This is a genomic window from Leisingera sp. McT4-56 (genome assembly GCF_020514995.1).
Classification (GTDB): Bacteria; Pseudomonadota; Alphaproteobacteria; order Rhodobacterales; family Rhodobacteraceae; genus Leisingera; species Leisingera aquaemixtae_A.
This window is the reverse complement of sequence record NZ_JAJALF010000004.1, coordinates 83,393-97,769: the sequence shown is the minus strand read 5'-3', so window position 1 is coordinate 97,769 and position 14,377 is coordinate 83,393. Positions and strand designations below refer to the sequence as shown.

Sequence of the window (14,377 nt, the reverse complement as noted above, 5' to 3'; positions counted from 1 at the left end):
CAGGGGCAGCGCCCCCCCCTAGGCGACAATCTCCGCTGTTTCGACCACCGCGTGGAACAGCACATTGGCGCCGGCCTCGGCCCATTCCTTGCTGATCTCCTCGGCCTCGTTGTGGCTGAGGCCGTCAACGCAGGGGCACATCACCATCGCGGTGGGCGCCACGCGGTTGATCCAGCAGGCGTCATGGCCCGCGCCGGAGATGATATCGAGATGCGAATAGCCCAGCCGGTCCGCCGCATTGCGCACTGCGCTGACGCAGCCCTCGTCAAAGGCCACCGGGTCAAAGCCGCCCACCTTCTCGAACTCGATCCCCACCCCCATTGCCTCGGCAATCTGGGTGCCCTTCTCGCGCAGGCGGTTTTCCATGTCGGTGATCACGTCGAGTTCCGGGCTGCGGAAATCGACGGTGAAGACAACCTTGCCCGGGATCACGTTGCGCGAATTCGGATAGACATCGATATGGCCCGCGGCACCGACCGCATGGGGCGCATGGCTCCAGGCGATGCCGTCCACCTCCTCCAGGATCCGCGCCATCGCAAGGCCCGCATTGCGGCGCATCGGCATCGGCGTGGAGCCGGTATGGGCGTCCTTGCCGGTAATGGTCACCTGGGTCCAGCTGAGGCCCTGGCCGTGGGTAACGACGCCGATGTCCTTGCCCTCGGCCTCCAGGATCGGGCCCTGCTCGATGTGCAGCTCGAAAAAGGCGTGCATCTTGCGGGCGCCGGTTTCCTCCTCGCCGCGCCAGCCGATGCGCTTCAGCTCATCGCCGAATTTCTTGCCCTCGGCGTCTTCCCGGTCGTAGGCCCAGTCCTGGGTATGCACGCCGGCAAACACGCCCGACGACAGCATGGCCGGCGCGTAGCGGGTGCCTTCCTCGTTGGTGAAGTTGGTGGCCATTATCGGGTGCTTGGTCTTGATGTTCATGTCGTTGAGCGAGCGGATCAGCTCCAGCCCAGCAAGCACTCCCAGCACCCCGTCGTATTTGCCGCCGGTGGGCTGGGTGTCCAGATGCGAGCCGACATAGACCGGCAGCGCGTCCGGATCGGTGCCCGCGCGCATCGCAAACATGTTGCCCATCTGATCAAGCCCCATGGTGCATCCCGCCTCCTCGCACCATTTCTGGAACAGCGCGCGGCCCTCCCCGTCCTCGTCCGTCAGCGTCTGGCGGTTGTTGCCGCCCGCGACGCCGGGGCCGATCTTGGCCATCTCCATCAGGCTGTCCCACAGCCTGTCACCATCGATTTTCAGATTCTGTCCAAGCGACGTCATCAACAGCTTCCTTCCCTGTGCGCCCGTCTTTGCGGGCTGTCCGGCTTGGCGCCGTGTTAGGTGGCTTTGAGTGCCGGTCTCATCAAAGCTGTGGAGATTGCGCGCCCGCCTTTGATTTGACCAACTGGTCAAACTCACGCTATCACGGGTTCACCACCAGTCAAGAAATTGCCGCGTGGCCCTTGAAAAAATCGGTGCTTTTGCCGGAAATAGGTGAAATTCCGCGCTTTCGCTGATGCGGGGCCGCTGAGAGAGACAGGACGGACATGCCCGCAGACCGCGCGCCCACACGCATTCAGAGAAAGAATCGCGCCGCCATTCTGGAGGCCGCGCTGGATGTGTTTTCCAGCCATGGCTTCCGCGGCTCCACCGTGGACCAGATCGCCAAGGCGGCAGGGCTCAGCAAGCCGAACCTGCTCTACTACTTCCCGTCCAAGGAGGCGATTTTCAACGAGCTGATGGCCGGTCTGCTGGACACCTGGCTGGACCCGCTGCGGGCCTTGAACCCGGACGGCGAGCCGCTGGAGGAGATCCTCGCCTATGTGCAGCGCAAGCTGCAGATGAGCCGCGACTTCCCGCGCGAAAGCCGGCTGTATGCCAATGAAATCGTCCAGGGCGCACCGCGGCTGCATGACGTGATTGCCAGCGATCTGTATGTGCTGGTCGAGGAAAAGGCGCAGCTTCTGCAGGGCTGGATGGATGCCGGCCGGATCAACCGCGCGCATCCAAAGCATCTGCTGTTCTCGATCTGGTCGCTGACCCAGCACTATGCCGATTTCGACGCCCAGGTGCGCACGCTGATGGGCGATGAAGACCCGTTCGACGCCGCGCCGAAATATCTGGAAACCCTTTACCGGCGGATGCTTACGCCGGAAAGCTGAAGCAGCGTACCGCAGCCCTGAATCTGCAGAGCGCAGCGCGCCCCTTCCCAAAGCCAACTCAAAAAAAGCCCCGGCCAGAAAGCCGGGGCGTAAAGTCAACGGGGAGACAGCGCGCCCTTACGGGCGCGTTTCGGTTATTCCGCAGCGGTTGCAGACGGATTGTTCGGATGCGTGGTCCAGTTGGCGTATTCACCCGAGACCACCTCGCCGGTGCGCTCGTCGGTCTGGCCTGCCGGGACCTCTTCCATGGTGATGCAGCCCTCTACCGGGCAGACGTTCACACAGAGGTTGCAGGCGACGCATTCGTCGTCCTTCACCGTGAACACCCGGTCCTCGCTCATCGCGATCGCCTGATGCGAGGTGTCCTCGCACGCCGCGTAGCAGCGGCCGCATTTGATGCAGTCATCCTGGCTGATCTTCGCCTTGGTGACATAGTTCAGGTCCAGATACTGCCAGTCGGTCACATTCGGCACCGCCATGCCGATGAAGTCCTGCGTGGAGGTATAGCCCTTCTCGTCCATCCAGTTCGACAGGCCGGAAATCATCTCCTTCACCACGTTGAAGCCATAGGTCATGGCCGCGGTGCAGACCTGCACGTTACCGGCACCCAGCGCCATGAACTCCGCCGCATCGCGCCAGGTGGTGACACCGCCGATGGCAGAGATCGGCAACCCGCGGGTCTGCGGGTCGCGGGCGATTTCCGCCACCATGTTCAACGCAATCGGCTTCACCGCCGGCCCGCAGTAGCCGCCGTGGGTGCCCTTGCCGCCGATGGTCGGCTCCGGCGCCATGCTGTCGAGGTCCACCGAGGTGATCGAGTTGATGGTGTTGATCAGGCTGACCGCATCCGCATTGCCCGCATTTGCCGCGCGGGCCGGGTTGCGGATGTCGGTGATGTTCGGGGTCAGCTTCACGATCACCGGCTTGGAGTAGTATTTCTTGCACCACTCGGTGACCATCTGGATGTATTCCGGCACCTGCCCCACGGCGGAGCCCATGCCGCGCTCCGCCATGCCGTGCGGGCAGCCGAAGTTCAGCTCAATCCCGTCCGCGCCGGTGGCCTCGACCTGCGGCAGGATGTCTTTCCAGGCCTGCTCCTCGCAAGGCACCATGATTGACACGATCACGGCACGGTCCGGGTAGTCCTTCTTGACGCGGGTGATTTCCTCCAGGTTTGTCTGCAGCGGCCGGTCGGTGATCAGCTCGATGTTGTTGAGGCCCAAGAGGCGGCGGTCGGCGCCCCAGATCGCGCCGTAGCGCGGGCCGTTCACATTGACCACCGGCGGACCTTCGGCGCCCAGGGTCTTCCAGACCACGCCGCCCCAGCCCGCCTCAAAGGCGCGGCGGACGTTGTATTCCTTGTCGGTCGGCGGCGCAGAAGCCAGCCAGAACGGGTTGGGGGATTTGATACCCAGAAATTCTGTTGTCAGATCAGCCATTTGATCTCTCCTCTTAAGGCTAGCTTGGGGGCAGCAGAACTGCCCCCGAACTGGCTCAGCCCATCAGGCTAGAGTGAATGTCCATTGCAGCGTCACGGCCCTCGGCCACGGCAGTTACTGTGAGGTCCTCGCCGCCCGAGGCGCAGTCGCCCCCGGCCCAGACCCCGGCCACCGAGGTGCGGCCCGTTTCGCTGACCTTGATCTTGCGGCCCTCCAGCTCCAGCGCATCGGGTTGGCCTTCCAGCGTCTGGCCGATGGCCTTGAACACCTGATCGGCCGCCAGCCGCACGGTTTCACCGGTGCCGGAAACCTTGCCGTCCGCGACCGCAGTATACTCCAATTCGATCTCGGCGGCTGCGCCGTTGCCATGCACCGCCTTGGGCATGACGTTGAACATCAGCTTCACGCCCTTGGAGGCCGCCAGATCCTGCTCGAACCGGCTGGCGCCCATATCCTCGCGGCTGCGGCGGTAGGCGATGGTGACGTTTTCGGCGCCCAGAAGCTTGGACTGCACGGCCGCATCGACCGCGGTCATGCCGCCGCCGATCACCACCACGTTGCGGCCCACCGGCAAGGCGCTCAGGTCCTCGGCCTGGCGCAGTTCGGCAATGAAGTCCACCGCATCGCGCACGCCGTCCTTGTCCTCGCCCGGCGCACGCAGGGCGTTCACCCCGGCCAGACCAATCGACAGGAACACTGCATCATAGCTGTCCTTCAGCGCGTCCAGGGACAGCTCCGCGCCCAGCTTCTTGCCGTAGTCCATTGTAATGCCGCCGATTTGCAGCAGCCAGTCAACTTCGCGCGCGGCGAAATCATTGGTGGACTTATAGGCAGCAATGCCAAACTCGTTCAGGCCGCCGGCCTTGGATTTGGCGTCATAGACCACCACGTCGTGGCCCAGCATCGCCAGCCGGTGCGCAGCAGCCAGGCCTGCGGGGCCGGCGCCAACAACAGCAACCTTCTTGCCGGTGGCGGCAGCGCGGGTGAAGGGATGCCCCCCCTTCTCCATCAGCGTGTCGGTGGCATAGCGCTGCAGGCGGCCGATCTCGACCGGCTTGCCTTCGGCGGTTTCGCGCACGCAGGCCTCCTCGCACAGCGTCTCGGTCGGGCAGACCCGGGCGCACATGCCGCCAAGGATGTTCTGCTCCAGAATGGTTCTGGCCGCGCTTTCGGGGTGGCCTGCCTGAATCTCCCGGATGAACTGGGGGATGTCGATGGTGGTCGGACAGGCGGTCATGCAGGGCGCGTCATAGCAAAAATAGCAGCGGTCCGCCGCCACGGCTGCCTCGTGCGCGTCATAGGCTGGGTGCAGGTCCGAGAAATTCTCAGCAATGCCGGCAGCGTCAAGACGCGCTGCCTGAATGCCGGATGCCTGATGGCTGGTCGCCATTGGGTGTCTCCCTGATTTTCTGTTGTTCTTAATATCAGAGTGCCACAGTCTGATTTTTTATCAACTGGTAAAATTTTTAACCGGGCAAAAAATATGCCGCCCCCGGAGGAGCGGCTTGCAAGGGTCTGAAAACGCGCAGTTATGCGGGATCGCCGTTCGGCCAGTTTCAGCCTGATTATTGGGAAAATCGGGCAAAAACAGCGATCGAGCACTGTTTCAAGCGCCTTTGACCTGTCTTTCCGCAGCCTGAACGGCGCGTAAACCCTGCCTGTCGGCGCTGTTTCTGCGGTGTCAGGACGGCAGAACTGCGGTGGCTTCGATTTCCACCTTGGCTTCGTCCTCGACCAGGGCGGACACCACCACCATGGTCATCGCCGGGAAGTGATAGCCCATTACCGCACGGTAGGCCCTGCCGACCTCCGCCTGATGGGCCAGGTATTCCGCCTTGTCCGTCACATACCAGGTCAGCCGGGTGATATCCTCGGCAGTGCCGCCCGCGGCCTCGACCACCTCCAGGATGTTGCGCAGCGCCTGGCTCATCTGGCCGATGAAATCCTGCGCCTCGAACACCTGGTCCGCGGTCCAGCCGATCTGGCCGCCGACAAACAGCAGCCTGCCCTCTGCCACCATGCCGTTGGCATAGCCTTTTGCGGGCTTCCACCCTTCGGGATGCACGCTGATGGCCGGCATGGCGGAACTCCTTTTGCTGATACTGCCTGGGCTGACCTTAGCGCTGCCGCAGCATTTATTTCAAGCTTAAAATTTCCTGCCACCGAAGCCCGAAAACAAAAACCGCGCAGGCCCGGGACCTGCGCGGTTGCATAATTCAGCGTGGAGGCACGGCTTACATGCCGAGCGCTTCCTTGTACATTTCCAGCACCGCCTCTTCTTCGGCGATGTCGTTCTCGTCGCGCTTGCGCAGGGCGATGATCTTGCGCATCACCTTGGTGTCGTAGCCGCGGCCCTTGGCTTCGGCCATTACTTCTTTCTGCTGCTCGGCGATGGTTTTCTTTTCTTCGTCCAGCCGCTCGAACCGTTCGATGAACTGGCGCAGTTCGCCAGCGGTCACGCGGTAGTTTTCGCTTTTTTCGTCTTCGGTGATATCCATCTGCGGCTCCGTCGGCACATGCTGTCAATTGCTGTCGGAGCAAGGGGATAGCGCTCTGCCCGCCGCGCCGCAAGAAGGGAAAGCGGCGAAGCGGTGCAGAGCGGCAAAATCCGGCGCCCCGGGAGCCCGGTCCGGGGGCGCAAAGCTTGCACGCGCAGAGCGGATCGGTTAGGCGCGGCGCAACGCAACCCCCGCAGGAGCACGCTTATGTTCGATCTCATCGTCTGGGCCGGAGCCGCCGTGTCCGTTGCCGGCCTCTTGGGGCTGGTCTGGTGCATCGCCAAGGTTGCCCGCGCCCGCCGCCGGAACCTTGATGACGAGGCCCTGCGCGCAGTGGTGCAATCGGTGCTGCCCTACAATCTGGGCGCCCTCCTGCTGTCGGTGCTGGGGCTGATGCTGGTGATGGTGGGCATCTTTCTGGGCTGACGCCCGGCCCCGTCTGCCCCGGCTGACTGCTTAGACCGGCACGTTGTCGAACATCTCCTCGACCGCTTCCTCACACAGCGTTGCCTCCAGGCGGCGGAGGCGGCCCGGAACCTCTGCCCCGTTCCTGCGCATGTAGTCCAAAAGCCGGATGAACTCGGGCCGCATGGCCAGACGGGCTGAACCCGTTTCCTTGCGGATCCGTGATTCCAGGTTCTCGACAGTGTGCAGCAGATCTTCCTGAGTCATAAGCAGTCCTCCCTACGTCCGGCGATTATGCCAGCTTTTCGCAACAGGAATACGAAAGCCCGAAAAAAGGTGAGCGGCACGGCGATTTTTTGCGCATAATTTACACTCTCCTTCTGGTTTTGCGAATTTGTTACGCGGCCGGAGCATAGCCCGGCCCGGCAGCAGCCTGCCTTGACACAAATCAGACGGCTGCGATGATTTCACGCGATGGCGGTTTCCGGACCGCAGCGCTTGAAACATATTCTTAAATCAATATATGTTTTCTCAAACCCAAGGGAGAGCGAGAAATGACCCCTGCCGTCAAGGCCTTCTTCGATGAAGCGACCAACACCGTCTCTTACGTGGTGCGCGAACCCGAAGGCTCAGCCTGCGCCATTATCGACTCGGTTCTGGACTATGACCAGGCTGCCGGGCGCACCTGCACCGCATCGGCAGATGCCATCATCGCCTGGATAAAGGAAACAGGCCTTCGGGTTGAGTGGATCCTGGAAAGCCATGTCCACGCCGACCACCTGTCCGCTGCGCCCTACCTTCAGGAGCAGCTGGGCGGCAAGATCGGCATCGGCGACCAGATCACGGTGGTTCAGGATACCTTCGGCAAGGTGTTCAACGAAGGCACCGAATTCCAGCGCGACGGCAGCCAGTTCGACCGCCTGTTCCGCGAAGGCGACAGTTTCATGATTGGCCAGATGCGCGGCGAGGTGCTGCACACGCCGGGCCACACGCCCGCCTGCCTCACCTATGTGATCGGCGATGCCGCTTTTGTCGGCGATACCCTGTTCATGCCCGACTTCGGCACCGCCCGCTGCGATTTTCCCGGCGGCTCGTCGGCGGATCTGTACAACTCGATCCAGAAAATCCTGTCGCTGCCGGATGAAACCCGCGTGTTTGTCGGACACGACTACAAGGCGCCGGGGCGCGATGACTACGCCTGGGAAACCACGGTGGGCGAACAGAAGGCGCTGAACGTGCATGTCGGGTCAGGCCGCAGCATCGAGGAATTTGTCGAAATGCGCGACGCCCGTGACGCAACGCTGGGCATGCCGCGGCTGATCCTGCCTTCGCTGCAGGTCAACATGCGCGCCGGCCAGATGCCGGAGCCGGACGAGCAGGGCGACGTGTTTCTGAAAATCCCGGTCAACAAGCTCTGAGCAGGCAAGGAGGCGAGCAGAAATGGAAGCGGATTGGATCTGGGGGCTGGGCGGCGGCCTGCTGATCGGCCTGGGCGGCGCGGTCTACCTCTTGGGCAACGGCCGCATCATGGGGGCCAGCGGCATCCTGGGCGGCCTGCTGGATGGCAGCGGCAAGTCCACCGCGGCGGAGCGGTCTGCCTTCCTTGCCGGAGTGGTCCTGGTGCCGCTGCTGATCGGCCTGGCCACCGGGCGCACCCCGGACACGCATGTCACCGGCAACGCGGCGGTGCTGATTGCCGCGGGCCTGCTGGTGGGGATCGGCACCCGGGTGGCCAATGGCTGCACCTCCGGCCACGGGGTTTGCGGCATTTCCCGGCTGTCCCTGCGCGGAATCGCGGCCACCGCCGTCTTCATGCTGGCCGGTATTCTGACACTGGCGGTTCTGCGCCAGATCCTGGGGGTGATCTGATGCTGCGGATGCTTTTGGCCCTTGGCGCCGGCGGGCTGTTTGGCGCAGGTCTGATGCTTTCGGGAATGACCGATACCACCAAGGTGCAGGGATGGCTGGATATCTTTGGCAACTGGGATCCGACGCTTGCCTTCGTGATGAGCGGCGCGCTGCTGCCGATGGCGCTGGCCTGGCGGCTGACGGAAGGGCGCAGGCCCGCAGCCGGAGGCAGCTTCCCGGCCCCGCCGAAGGCGGAGCTGGACCGGCGGCTGATCCTCGGGTCCGTCCTGTTCGGCGCCGGCTGGGGGCTGGCGGGGCTGTGCCCCGGTCCCGCCATCGCCTCGCTCAGCTATAACGGCTGGCAGGGGGCCTTGTTCTTTGTTGCAATGGCCTGCGGCATGTTGGCCGCTCCGGCGCTCAGCCGGCATCTGGACCGGGCGGCCGCAAACGCGTAAAGACTCGGACCATGGATGCACGCGTAATCACCCCCCGCTATTCGGTCTCGCCGCAGATCTCTGCCGAGGACCTGCCCGCCATTGCCGATGCCGGCTACAAGACGGTGATCTGCAACCGCCCGGACGAGGAGGTTCCCCCCAGCCATCAGGCGGAGGCGATCCGCGCCGCCGCTGAGGCTGCGGGACTGCGGTTCGAGCTGCTGCCGCTTACCCATCAGACAATGACCCCGGACAATGTGGCGCGGCAGCGGGAGCTGTACGAGGGATGCGAGGGCCCGGTTCTGGCCTATTGCGCTTCCGGCACCCGCTGTTCGGTGGTCTGGGCGCTAAGCCAGGCCGGCGACATGGCCGCCGACGACATTCTGAAGAAAACCGAGGCCGCAGGCTATCAGCTGGACGGCCTTCGCCCTGCGCTGGAATCTTTGGCTGGTGCCTGAGCGAACGAAGGAACCGCTGAAATGGCGGTTCCGGTCCCAGCAGCCGGGTTCAACAGACAGCGGCAGGAAGGTACTGACCGCCCGAGGCTTCGCTGGCCGTCATGTTCATTAGCCTTGGAGGATCGTCTGCGGATTTGGCTCACCAGCCTAAGCTGCAGCTCCTTTTTTGACGGATCTTGACCGGTATCTGGAGCGTCTGAACCCGGCCTCCGGCCGCACCTGCTGAATCCTGGCCGCCGCACCGAACGCTGCGCCCTTCATTCCCGGCAGGGTTTCAGGACTCCGGCAGCGCGCCCTCGAGACCGGCGAGATCCGAGAAATCAAGCGCATCTCCGGCCGGGAAATCGCCCAGGTCATCCGCTGGCAGACCGGCCAGTTCAGGCAGGTCGGACAGATCGGGTATCCCGCCTCCCAGACTGTCCATACTCATTGCATCCCCGCCTTCAAGTGCGGGCAGGCCCATGGGATCCATTCCGCCATCCAGACCCTCGCCGCCAAGCGCAGGCAGGCCGCTGTCAGCGCCCAGGTCCAGGGCAGCCGCGTCCAGGCCAGGGCCGGCGTCAAGCGACGGCAGACCCATGTCATCCATCGGGTCCTGCAGCCCCTGCGCGGCAATCCCCATATCCAGCGGCATAGGGGCGTCTGGCAGCGCTTCCATGCCGCCGCCTTCGGAGAAGGCCATCGCATCAGCATCGGTTCCGCCCCGCTGGCCGGACTTGGGCCCATTCAGGCGCACGGCGCGCGCGCCGTTCATCTGGCCGAGGCGCCCCTGGGCAACCGGCTTGCCGCCGATGGTCAGCAGATCCGTTTCATAAAGAAACGCCGAATCCAGCGGCAGCGTGTCCCCGACCTTGAGGCCCGCAAAATCCTGCAGCGGCACCCGCATCTTGCAAAGCACCGCCGTCAGCTCTGCCCGGATCGAATCAAGGTTGCCGCCCAACGACGGGCCCTGGGAACCGCCCTGGCCACCGGTCATTTCCTCAGCCGTGGGTTCCGGCAAAATCAGCTTCATCACGCCCTGCATGGCGCCGCAGGCCAGGTCGATGTTCAGCTCGATCACCCGGTAGTCATCAGCTTCCATCCCCAGCACCAGGCTGCGCACGGTCTCAACCTGCGCGCCGTAACGGTAGCCGGAGAAAAGGGCCTGGTCCGCCTGCCCGTCCAGCATCGCCACCACCTTGGCAAAGGTGCGCTCCAGGAACTCTGCCGTCATCGCCGCGTCTGTGGGGGTGTAATGGCGTTCATCGGGCGCCTTGCCGATCACCGCGCCGATGGTCTGCTGCTGAATCAGGGCGGTGACGGTGGCTGCATCCATGCAGGCAGCCCCCATGCGGCCCTGCGGGCAATCCAGCACCACCAGAAGATCCTTGTCCGACAGCTGCCCGGCCAGATCATCCGACAACCGGTTGGACTGGCGCGCGGCCAGCACCGCCATCGGCAGATCGCACAGGTCCGCAGCCGCGCGCGCAACCGAACGGCGCAGCGCCTTCAGCGTCAGGGAACTGGTCAGCCCCCCGGCGCCTTCCTTGGTCGCCGCCAGCTTGCGTGCAAGCACACTCTGCCTGCCGCTGCCTGCCTCTGCTGCTTCTGTTTCAGACATAGGCTGTTTAACCTGCCCCTTGCGCGTCCCGTTTGCCCTGTTTTAGCGGAAAGGAGGTTAACAACTTCTGTATGACGGCAGGCTTCACGCCGCCTTTTCACCCGCTGCCGGCAGGGAAACCCGGAACGCGCCGCCGCTGCGCCCCGGCAGGTAAAACACATCGCCGCCAAGCCGCTGCATGACCTCGCGGCAGATTGCCAGGCCCAGCCCGGCGCCGCCCGCCCGTTCGGGTCTGACGCGTGCAAATTTCTCAAAAATCATCTGCTGCGAGTCCGCCGGAACGCCGCTTCCGTTGTCGGTAAAGTCGATGTGAAGCCGCCCCCCGGCCGCACTGGCCGAAATCGTCAGCTCGGGATTTTCCGCGTCGCAGTATTTCTGGGCATTGGCAATCAGGTTGATGAACACCTGTGCCAGCCGGTCGAGATCGGAGGAAATGCGGAAGCTTTCGCTCTCCGGGTCACGCCGGACCCGGAGCGGCCGCTCCGACCCCGCAAGCGCCGCGGAAACCGCGTGATCCAGAACCTCTGTCAAAGTGCCTGCAGACATGTTCAGGCTGACCTGCCCGCTTTCCAGCACGCTGAGATCCAGCAGGTCGTTCAGCAGCCGGGTCAGCCGCAGCGTTTCATCGTGAATGATGCCCGCATAGTGGCGCTGGTCCTGCGGCCCCAGCTGCCCGTCGTCGCGCAGGATTTCCGAAAACGCCCGAATCGAGGTCATCGGCGTCCGCAACTCATGGCTGACCTGGCTGAGGAAAGCGTCCTTCTGTGCCGAAATCTGGGTGAGCTTTTCGTTTGTTTCCCGCAGCTTGCGCGCGGTTGCCGACAGCTCTGCCGATTGCGCCTCCAGGCGGCTGGAGTATTCCAGCATCTGCGCAGTCTCATCCGCAACCGCCAGCAGATCCGCCACCGACACCGATGACCCGCCGGCGATCTGGCCGATCATCGCATGCGCCGCTGCCGCCCCGATCGAGGCGCTCAGCTCGCGCTCCAGCCGCTCCAGGAAGGCCGGTGTCGGCTCCGGCAGCGGCCCGCGGCCGCCCTGGCGCAGCCGCTCACGCTCAAAAAACGCCTGCGCTTCCTCGGCACCCAGGATCCGCTGCGACATGATCATCAGGTCCTCGCACTGCGCCACCGATCCGGTCCAGCCGCGCGGGCCCGCCGAATGGTCGAACACATTGACGAACTGGGCGCCCTGCAGCCGTTCCAGCGGGCTGGGAAAGGTCATCAGCGACACCAGGCAGAACACCAGCGCATTGAGGCTCATCGACCACATCACCGCGTGGACGGTCGGGTCCATTCCTTCTATCCCGAACAGCGCCTCCGGGCGCAGCCAGCTGAGACCGAACAAGCCGTGGCGCAGGATATGCTCCGGCAGCAGCCCGCCGCCCAGGGCGGGCAGCAGCATGGTATACAGCCAGATGCCGAATCCCACCGTCAGCCCGGCCAGCGCGCCGCTGCGGGTGGCGCCGCGCCAGAACAGCCCGCCGACCAGCGCCGGCAGGATCTGCGCCACCCCGGCAAAGGAGATCAGGCCGATCACCGCGAGCGCCGCTGCGCCGCCGGAGAGGTGGTAGTAGAAATACCCCAGCGCCATGATCACCGCGATCGACACCCGGCGAGACAGCAGCACCACGTCGCGCACATCGCCGGAAACCGAGGCCTGGCGGCTTTGCAGCCGCAGCCAGACCGGCATCACGATGTGGTTCGACACCATCGTCGACAGCGCCATCGCCGCCACGATCACCATCGAGGTCGCCGAGGAGAATCCGCCGAGGAAGGACAGCATCGCAAGCCCCTGCTGCCCCTGCTGCAGGGGCACCGTCAGCACGAACATGTCCGGGTTCGACCCTGCGGGCATCAGATCCAGGCCCACCGCAGCAATCGGCACCACGAACATCGAAATCAGCAGCAGGTACAGGGGAAACGCCCAGGAGGCGATGCGCAGATGCCGTTCGTCCTCATTCTCCACCACCATCACCTGAAACATCCGCGGCAGGCAGACAAAGGCCGCTGCGGCCAGGAAGGTGATCGCGGCCCAGCGGCTGCCGTCGACATTCCACTGGCCGATCTGCGAGGCGTCGATCCGGGCCAGTGTTTCACCGACCCCGCCGGCCACGCCCCAGACGACAAAGACGCCGACGGCTAGCAAGGCGGCCAGCTTGACAACCGCCTCCAGCGCCACCGCGGTGACGACGCCGTGGTGGCGCTCATTGGCGTTCAGGTTGCGGGTGCCAAACAGGATAGCGAACACCGCCAGCCCCGCGGCGACCCAGAACACCGTCGAGGTCTCGTTATAGCCGCGCAGCGGATCGGCCTCGGCAAAGATTGCAAAGGACAGCGTAACGGACTGCAGCTGAAGCGAAATATACGGGGTGACGCCGATCACGGCGAGAATGGTGACACCGGCTGCGAGCAGGTTCGACTTGCCGTAGCGCGACGACAGGAGGTCGGCGATGGAGGTGATCCGCTGGCTGCGCCCGATCCGCACCAGCTTGCGCAGGCCCCACCACCAGCCGATCATCACCAGCGACGGGCCGATGTAGATCGTCACGAACTCCAGCCCCGAGCGCGCCGCATATCCGACGGCGCCGTAGAACGTCCAGGCGGTGCAATAGACTGACAGTGACAAGGTGTAGATCAGCGGCGACCGCATCCAGGCGGCGCTGCGGCCGCGGGACGCCATCCGGTCGGCCCAGAAGGCAATGAAGAACAGAAAGGCCACATAGGCCAGGCAGACAAAGGCGAGCAGGTTCAGAGAAGCCATCAGCCGTCCTCCCCGCTGTCCGGCACCGAAGCCCCGTCAGGCCCGCCGCCGGTCCAATGGTCCGCCCAACGCTGCACGGCCAGGCTGAACACGAAACAGGCGCCGATCAGGCCGGTCCAGACGGCAAAGACGTAAATGATAGCCGCCGACATGCTGACCCCGCCGCGCCCGGCAGGATGGGACGCGGCTTCGGGCCACAACAGCGGCAGCGCCAGCAGCAGCGCCCCCAGCACTGGCAGCAGCCGGGCGATGTCCATAAGGCGGCGGCGGCGGTAGGTCTGGCGCTCTGCGCGGGTGCCGGTCTGCGCCTTGGGGCCGCCGTCGCGGGTCATCCCTGCCCGGCCTGGGCGTGCAGGTCGCGCACGGCTGTCAGCACTTCGGCATTGGAGAACGGCTTGGTCATGAACCGGGTGACCCCCGCCTTCTCAGCCATTTCACGGTCCCGCATCTGGCCGCGGGCGGTCAGCATCAGGACCGGCAGAGCCGTCATGCCCTCGCCGCCGCGCAGCTCGCGCACGATTTCCAGCCCGCTTTTGCCCGGCAGCATCAAATCCAGAATCACCAGGTCGGGGTTGGCGTCCCGGATCACCTCCACCGCGGTGGCGCCATCGGTGTGCGCATCCACGCTCCAGCCGTCGCGGGTCAGAAGAAAGCGGATCGCCTCAGTGATATTCGGCTCATCCTCGATCAGAACAACATGCCTGCCCATCAGCAGAATTTCCTCCAGGCGCGGTCCCTGGCCTCCCGCCGGGCCGCGCATTCATTTTTGCGCAGGTTAGCCG

16 protein-coding genes are annotated in these 14,377 nt (G+C 64.4%); 6 read left to right on the top strand and 10 right to left on the bottom strand.

Annotated features, from left to right (window positions below):
* Window positions 1–18: 18 nt before the first annotated feature.
* A complete protein-coding gene (locus LHL23_RS07480) occupies window positions 19–1,269 on the bottom strand; it encodes a Zn-dependent hydrolase (protein ID WP_226429371.1) in 1,251 nt (416 codons plus the stop codon).
* Window positions 1,270–1,535: 266 nt separating this feature from the next.
* Here LHL23_RS07480 and LHL23_RS07475 point away from each other — a divergent pair, with 266 nt between their 5' ends.
* The gene (locus LHL23_RS07475) at window positions 1,536–2,150 is read left to right on the top strand and encodes a TetR family transcriptional regulator C-terminal domain-containing protein (protein ID WP_222476116.1); all 615 of its coding nucleotides are present in this window, start codon (window positions 1,536–1,538) and stop codon (window positions 2,148–2,150) included.
* 134 nt (window positions 2,151–2,284) lie between these two features.
* Here the strand turns inward: LHL23_RS07475 and preA are convergent, their stop codons facing one another.
* The 4 genes from preA to LHL23_RS07455 form a co-directional block, all read right to left on the bottom strand.
* Window positions 2,285–3,589 (bottom strand): NAD-dependent dihydropyrimidine dehydrogenase subunit PreA, encoded by a 1,305-nt coding sequence (gene preA, locus LHL23_RS07470; RefSeq protein WP_226429370.1) that lies wholly within the window; start codon window positions 3,587–3,589, stop codon window positions 2,285–2,287.
* Between the two features lie 55 nt (window positions 3,590–3,644).
* Complete coding sequence (locus LHL23_RS07465) at window positions 3,645–4,979, bottom strand: NAD(P)-dependent oxidoreductase (protein WP_226429369.1); 1,335 nt, start codon at window positions 4,977–4,979, stop codon at window positions 3,645–3,647.
* Between the two features lie 291 nt (window positions 4,980–5,270).
* Window positions 5,271–5,669 carry a RidA family protein gene (locus tag LHL23_RS07460; protein WP_226429368.1) on the bottom strand — a complete coding sequence of 133 codons (399 nt, stop codon included), beginning with the start codon at window positions 5,667–5,669 and terminating at the stop codon, window positions 5,271–5,273.
* 154 nt (window positions 5,670–5,823) lie between these two features.
* Window positions 5,824–6,087: a DUF2312 domain-containing protein gene (locus LHL23_RS07455; protein WP_008553759.1), complete on the bottom strand. Its 264-nt coding sequence runs from the start codon at window positions 6,085–6,087 to the stop codon at window positions 5,824–5,826.
* A 207-nt stretch (window positions 6,088–6,294) separates the two neighbouring features.
* Between LHL23_RS07455 and LHL23_RS07450 the strand changes: the two genes are divergently transcribed.
* Window positions 6,295–6,513, top strand: a complete 219-nt coding sequence (locus LHL23_RS07450; RefSeq protein ID WP_222476124.1) for a hypothetical protein — start codon at window positions 6,295–6,297, stop codon at window positions 6,511–6,513.
* 30 nt (window positions 6,514–6,543) lie between these two features.
* Here LHL23_RS07450 and LHL23_RS07445 read toward each other — a convergent pair whose 3' ends face one another.
* Window positions 6,544–6,759 (bottom strand): hypothetical protein, encoded by a 216-nt coding sequence (locus tag LHL23_RS07445; RefSeq protein WP_222476126.1) that lies wholly within the window; start codon window positions 6,757–6,759, stop codon window positions 6,544–6,546.
* A gap of 287 nt (window positions 6,760–7,046) precedes the next feature.
* On the opposite strand from LHL23_RS07445, the gene LHL23_RS07440 reads away from it, so the two are divergent.
* Genes LHL23_RS07440 through LHL23_RS07425 form a run of 4 tightly spaced genes read left to right on the top strand, consistent with a single transcriptional unit; the run spans window position 7,047 to window position 9,232 of the window.
* Window positions 7,047–7,910 carry an MBL fold metallo-hydrolase gene (locus tag LHL23_RS07440; RefSeq protein ID WP_226429367.1) on the top strand — a complete coding sequence of 288 codons (864 nt, stop codon included), beginning with the start codon at window positions 7,047–7,049 and terminating at the stop codon, window positions 7,908–7,910.
* 22 nt (window positions 7,911–7,932) lie between these two features.
* Window positions 7,933–8,361 carry a YeeE/YedE family protein gene (locus tag LHL23_RS07435; protein ID WP_226429366.1) on the top strand — a complete coding sequence of 143 codons (429 nt, stop codon included), beginning with the start codon at window positions 7,933–7,935 and terminating at the stop codon, window positions 8,359–8,361.
* Window positions 8,361–8,795 carry a DUF6691 family protein gene (locus tag LHL23_RS07430; protein WP_226429365.1) on the top strand — a complete coding sequence of 145 codons (435 nt, stop codon included), beginning with the start codon at window positions 8,361–8,363 and terminating at the stop codon, window positions 8,793–8,795. The genes LHL23_RS07435 and LHL23_RS07430 overlap by 1 nt, the downstream gene beginning before the upstream one ends.
* Window positions 8,796–8,806: 11 nt before the next feature.
* Window positions 8,807–9,232, top strand: a complete 426-nt coding sequence (locus tag LHL23_RS07425; RefSeq protein ID WP_222476134.1) for a TIGR01244 family sulfur transferase — start codon at window positions 8,807–8,809, stop codon at window positions 9,230–9,232.
* 274 nt (window positions 9,233–9,506) lie between these two features.
* Here LHL23_RS07425 and LHL23_RS07420 read toward each other — a convergent pair whose 3' ends face one another.
* From LHL23_RS07420 to LHL23_RS07405, 4 genes are all read right to left on the bottom strand, one after another.
* Window positions 9,507–10,832, bottom strand: coding sequence for a FliM/FliN family flagellar motor C-terminal domain-containing protein (locus LHL23_RS07420; RefSeq protein WP_226429364.1), 1,326 nt, complete (start codon window positions 10,830–10,832; stop codon window positions 9,507–9,509).
* A gap of 84 nt (window positions 10,833–10,916) precedes the next feature.
* The gene (locus LHL23_RS07415) at window positions 10,917–13,595 is read right to left on the bottom strand and encodes an ATP-binding protein (protein ID WP_226429363.1); all 2,679 of its coding nucleotides are present in this window, start codon (window positions 13,593–13,595) and stop codon (window positions 10,917–10,919) included.
* Window positions 13,595–13,927 (bottom strand): hypothetical protein, encoded by a 333-nt coding sequence (locus tag LHL23_RS07410; protein ID WP_222476141.1) that lies wholly within the window; start codon window positions 13,925–13,927, stop codon window positions 13,595–13,597. The genes LHL23_RS07415 and LHL23_RS07410 overlap by 1 nt, the downstream gene beginning before the upstream one ends.
* Entirely contained in the window at window positions 13,924–14,304 is a 381-nt protein-coding gene (locus LHL23_RS07405; protein ID WP_222476143.1) for a response regulator transcription factor, read from the bottom strand. Before LHL23_RS07405 ends, LHL23_RS07410 begins: the two co-directional genes overlap by 4 nt.
* Between the last annotated feature and the right edge of the window lie 73 nt (window positions 14,305–14,377).

Excerpts from the sequence above, each read along its gene's own strand:
- LHL23_RS07480 (WP_226429371.1), bottom strand. The coding sequence starts at position 1,269 with ATGACGTCGCTTGGACAGAATCTGAAAATCGATGGTGACAGGCTGTGG.
- LHL23_RS07475 (WP_222476116.1), top strand. The coding sequence starts at position 1,536 with ATGCCCGCAGACCGCGCGCCCACACGCATTCAGAGAAAGAATCGCGCC.
- preA (WP_226429370.1), bottom strand. The coding sequence starts at position 3,589 with ATGGCTGATCTGACAACAGAATTTCTGGGTATCAAATCCCCCAACCCG.
- LHL23_RS07465 (WP_226429369.1), bottom strand. The coding sequence starts at position 4,979 with ATGGCGACCAGCCATCAGGCATCCGGCATTCAGGCAGCGCGTCTTGAC.
- LHL23_RS07460 (WP_226429368.1), bottom strand. The coding sequence starts at position 5,669 with ATGCCGGCCATCAGCGTGCATCCCGAAGGGTGGAAGCCCGCAAAAGGC.
- LHL23_RS07455 (WP_008553759.1), bottom strand. The coding sequence starts at position 6,087 with ATGGATATCACCGAAGACGAAAAAAGCGAAAACTACCGCGTGACCGCT.
- LHL23_RS07450 (WP_222476124.1), top strand. The coding sequence starts at position 6,295 with ATGTTCGATCTCATCGTCTGGGCCGGAGCCGCCGTGTCCGTTGCCGGC.
- LHL23_RS07445 (WP_222476126.1), bottom strand. The coding sequence starts at position 6,759 with ATGACTCAGGAAGATCTGCTGCACACTGTCGAGAACCTGGAATCACGG.
- LHL23_RS07440 (WP_226429367.1), top strand. The coding sequence starts at position 7,047 with ATGACCCCTGCCGTCAAGGCCTTCTTCGATGAAGCGACCAACACCGTC.
- LHL23_RS07435 (WP_226429366.1), top strand. The coding sequence starts at position 7,933 with ATGGAAGCGGATTGGATCTGGGGGCTGGGCGGCGGCCTGCTGATCGGC.
- LHL23_RS07430 (WP_226429365.1), top strand. The coding sequence starts at position 8,361 with ATGCTGCGGATGCTTTTGGCCCTTGGCGCCGGCGGGCTGTTTGGCGCA.
- LHL23_RS07425 (WP_222476134.1), top strand. The coding sequence starts at position 8,807 with ATGGATGCACGCGTAATCACCCCCCGCTATTCGGTCTCGCCGCAGATC.
- LHL23_RS07420 (WP_226429364.1), bottom strand. The coding sequence starts at position 10,832 with ATGTCTGAAACAGAAGCAGCAGAGGCAGGCAGCGGCAGGCAGAGTGTG.
- LHL23_RS07415 (WP_226429363.1), bottom strand. The coding sequence starts at position 13,595 with ATGGCTTCTCTGAACCTGCTCGCCTTTGTCTGCCTGGCCTATGTGGCC.
- LHL23_RS07410 (WP_222476141.1), bottom strand. The coding sequence starts at position 13,927 with ATGACCCGCGACGGCGGCCCCAAGGCGCAGACCGGCACCCGCGCAGAG.
- LHL23_RS07405 (WP_222476143.1), bottom strand. The coding sequence starts at position 14,304 with ATGGGCAGGCATGTTGTTCTGATCGAGGATGAGCCGAATATCACTGAG.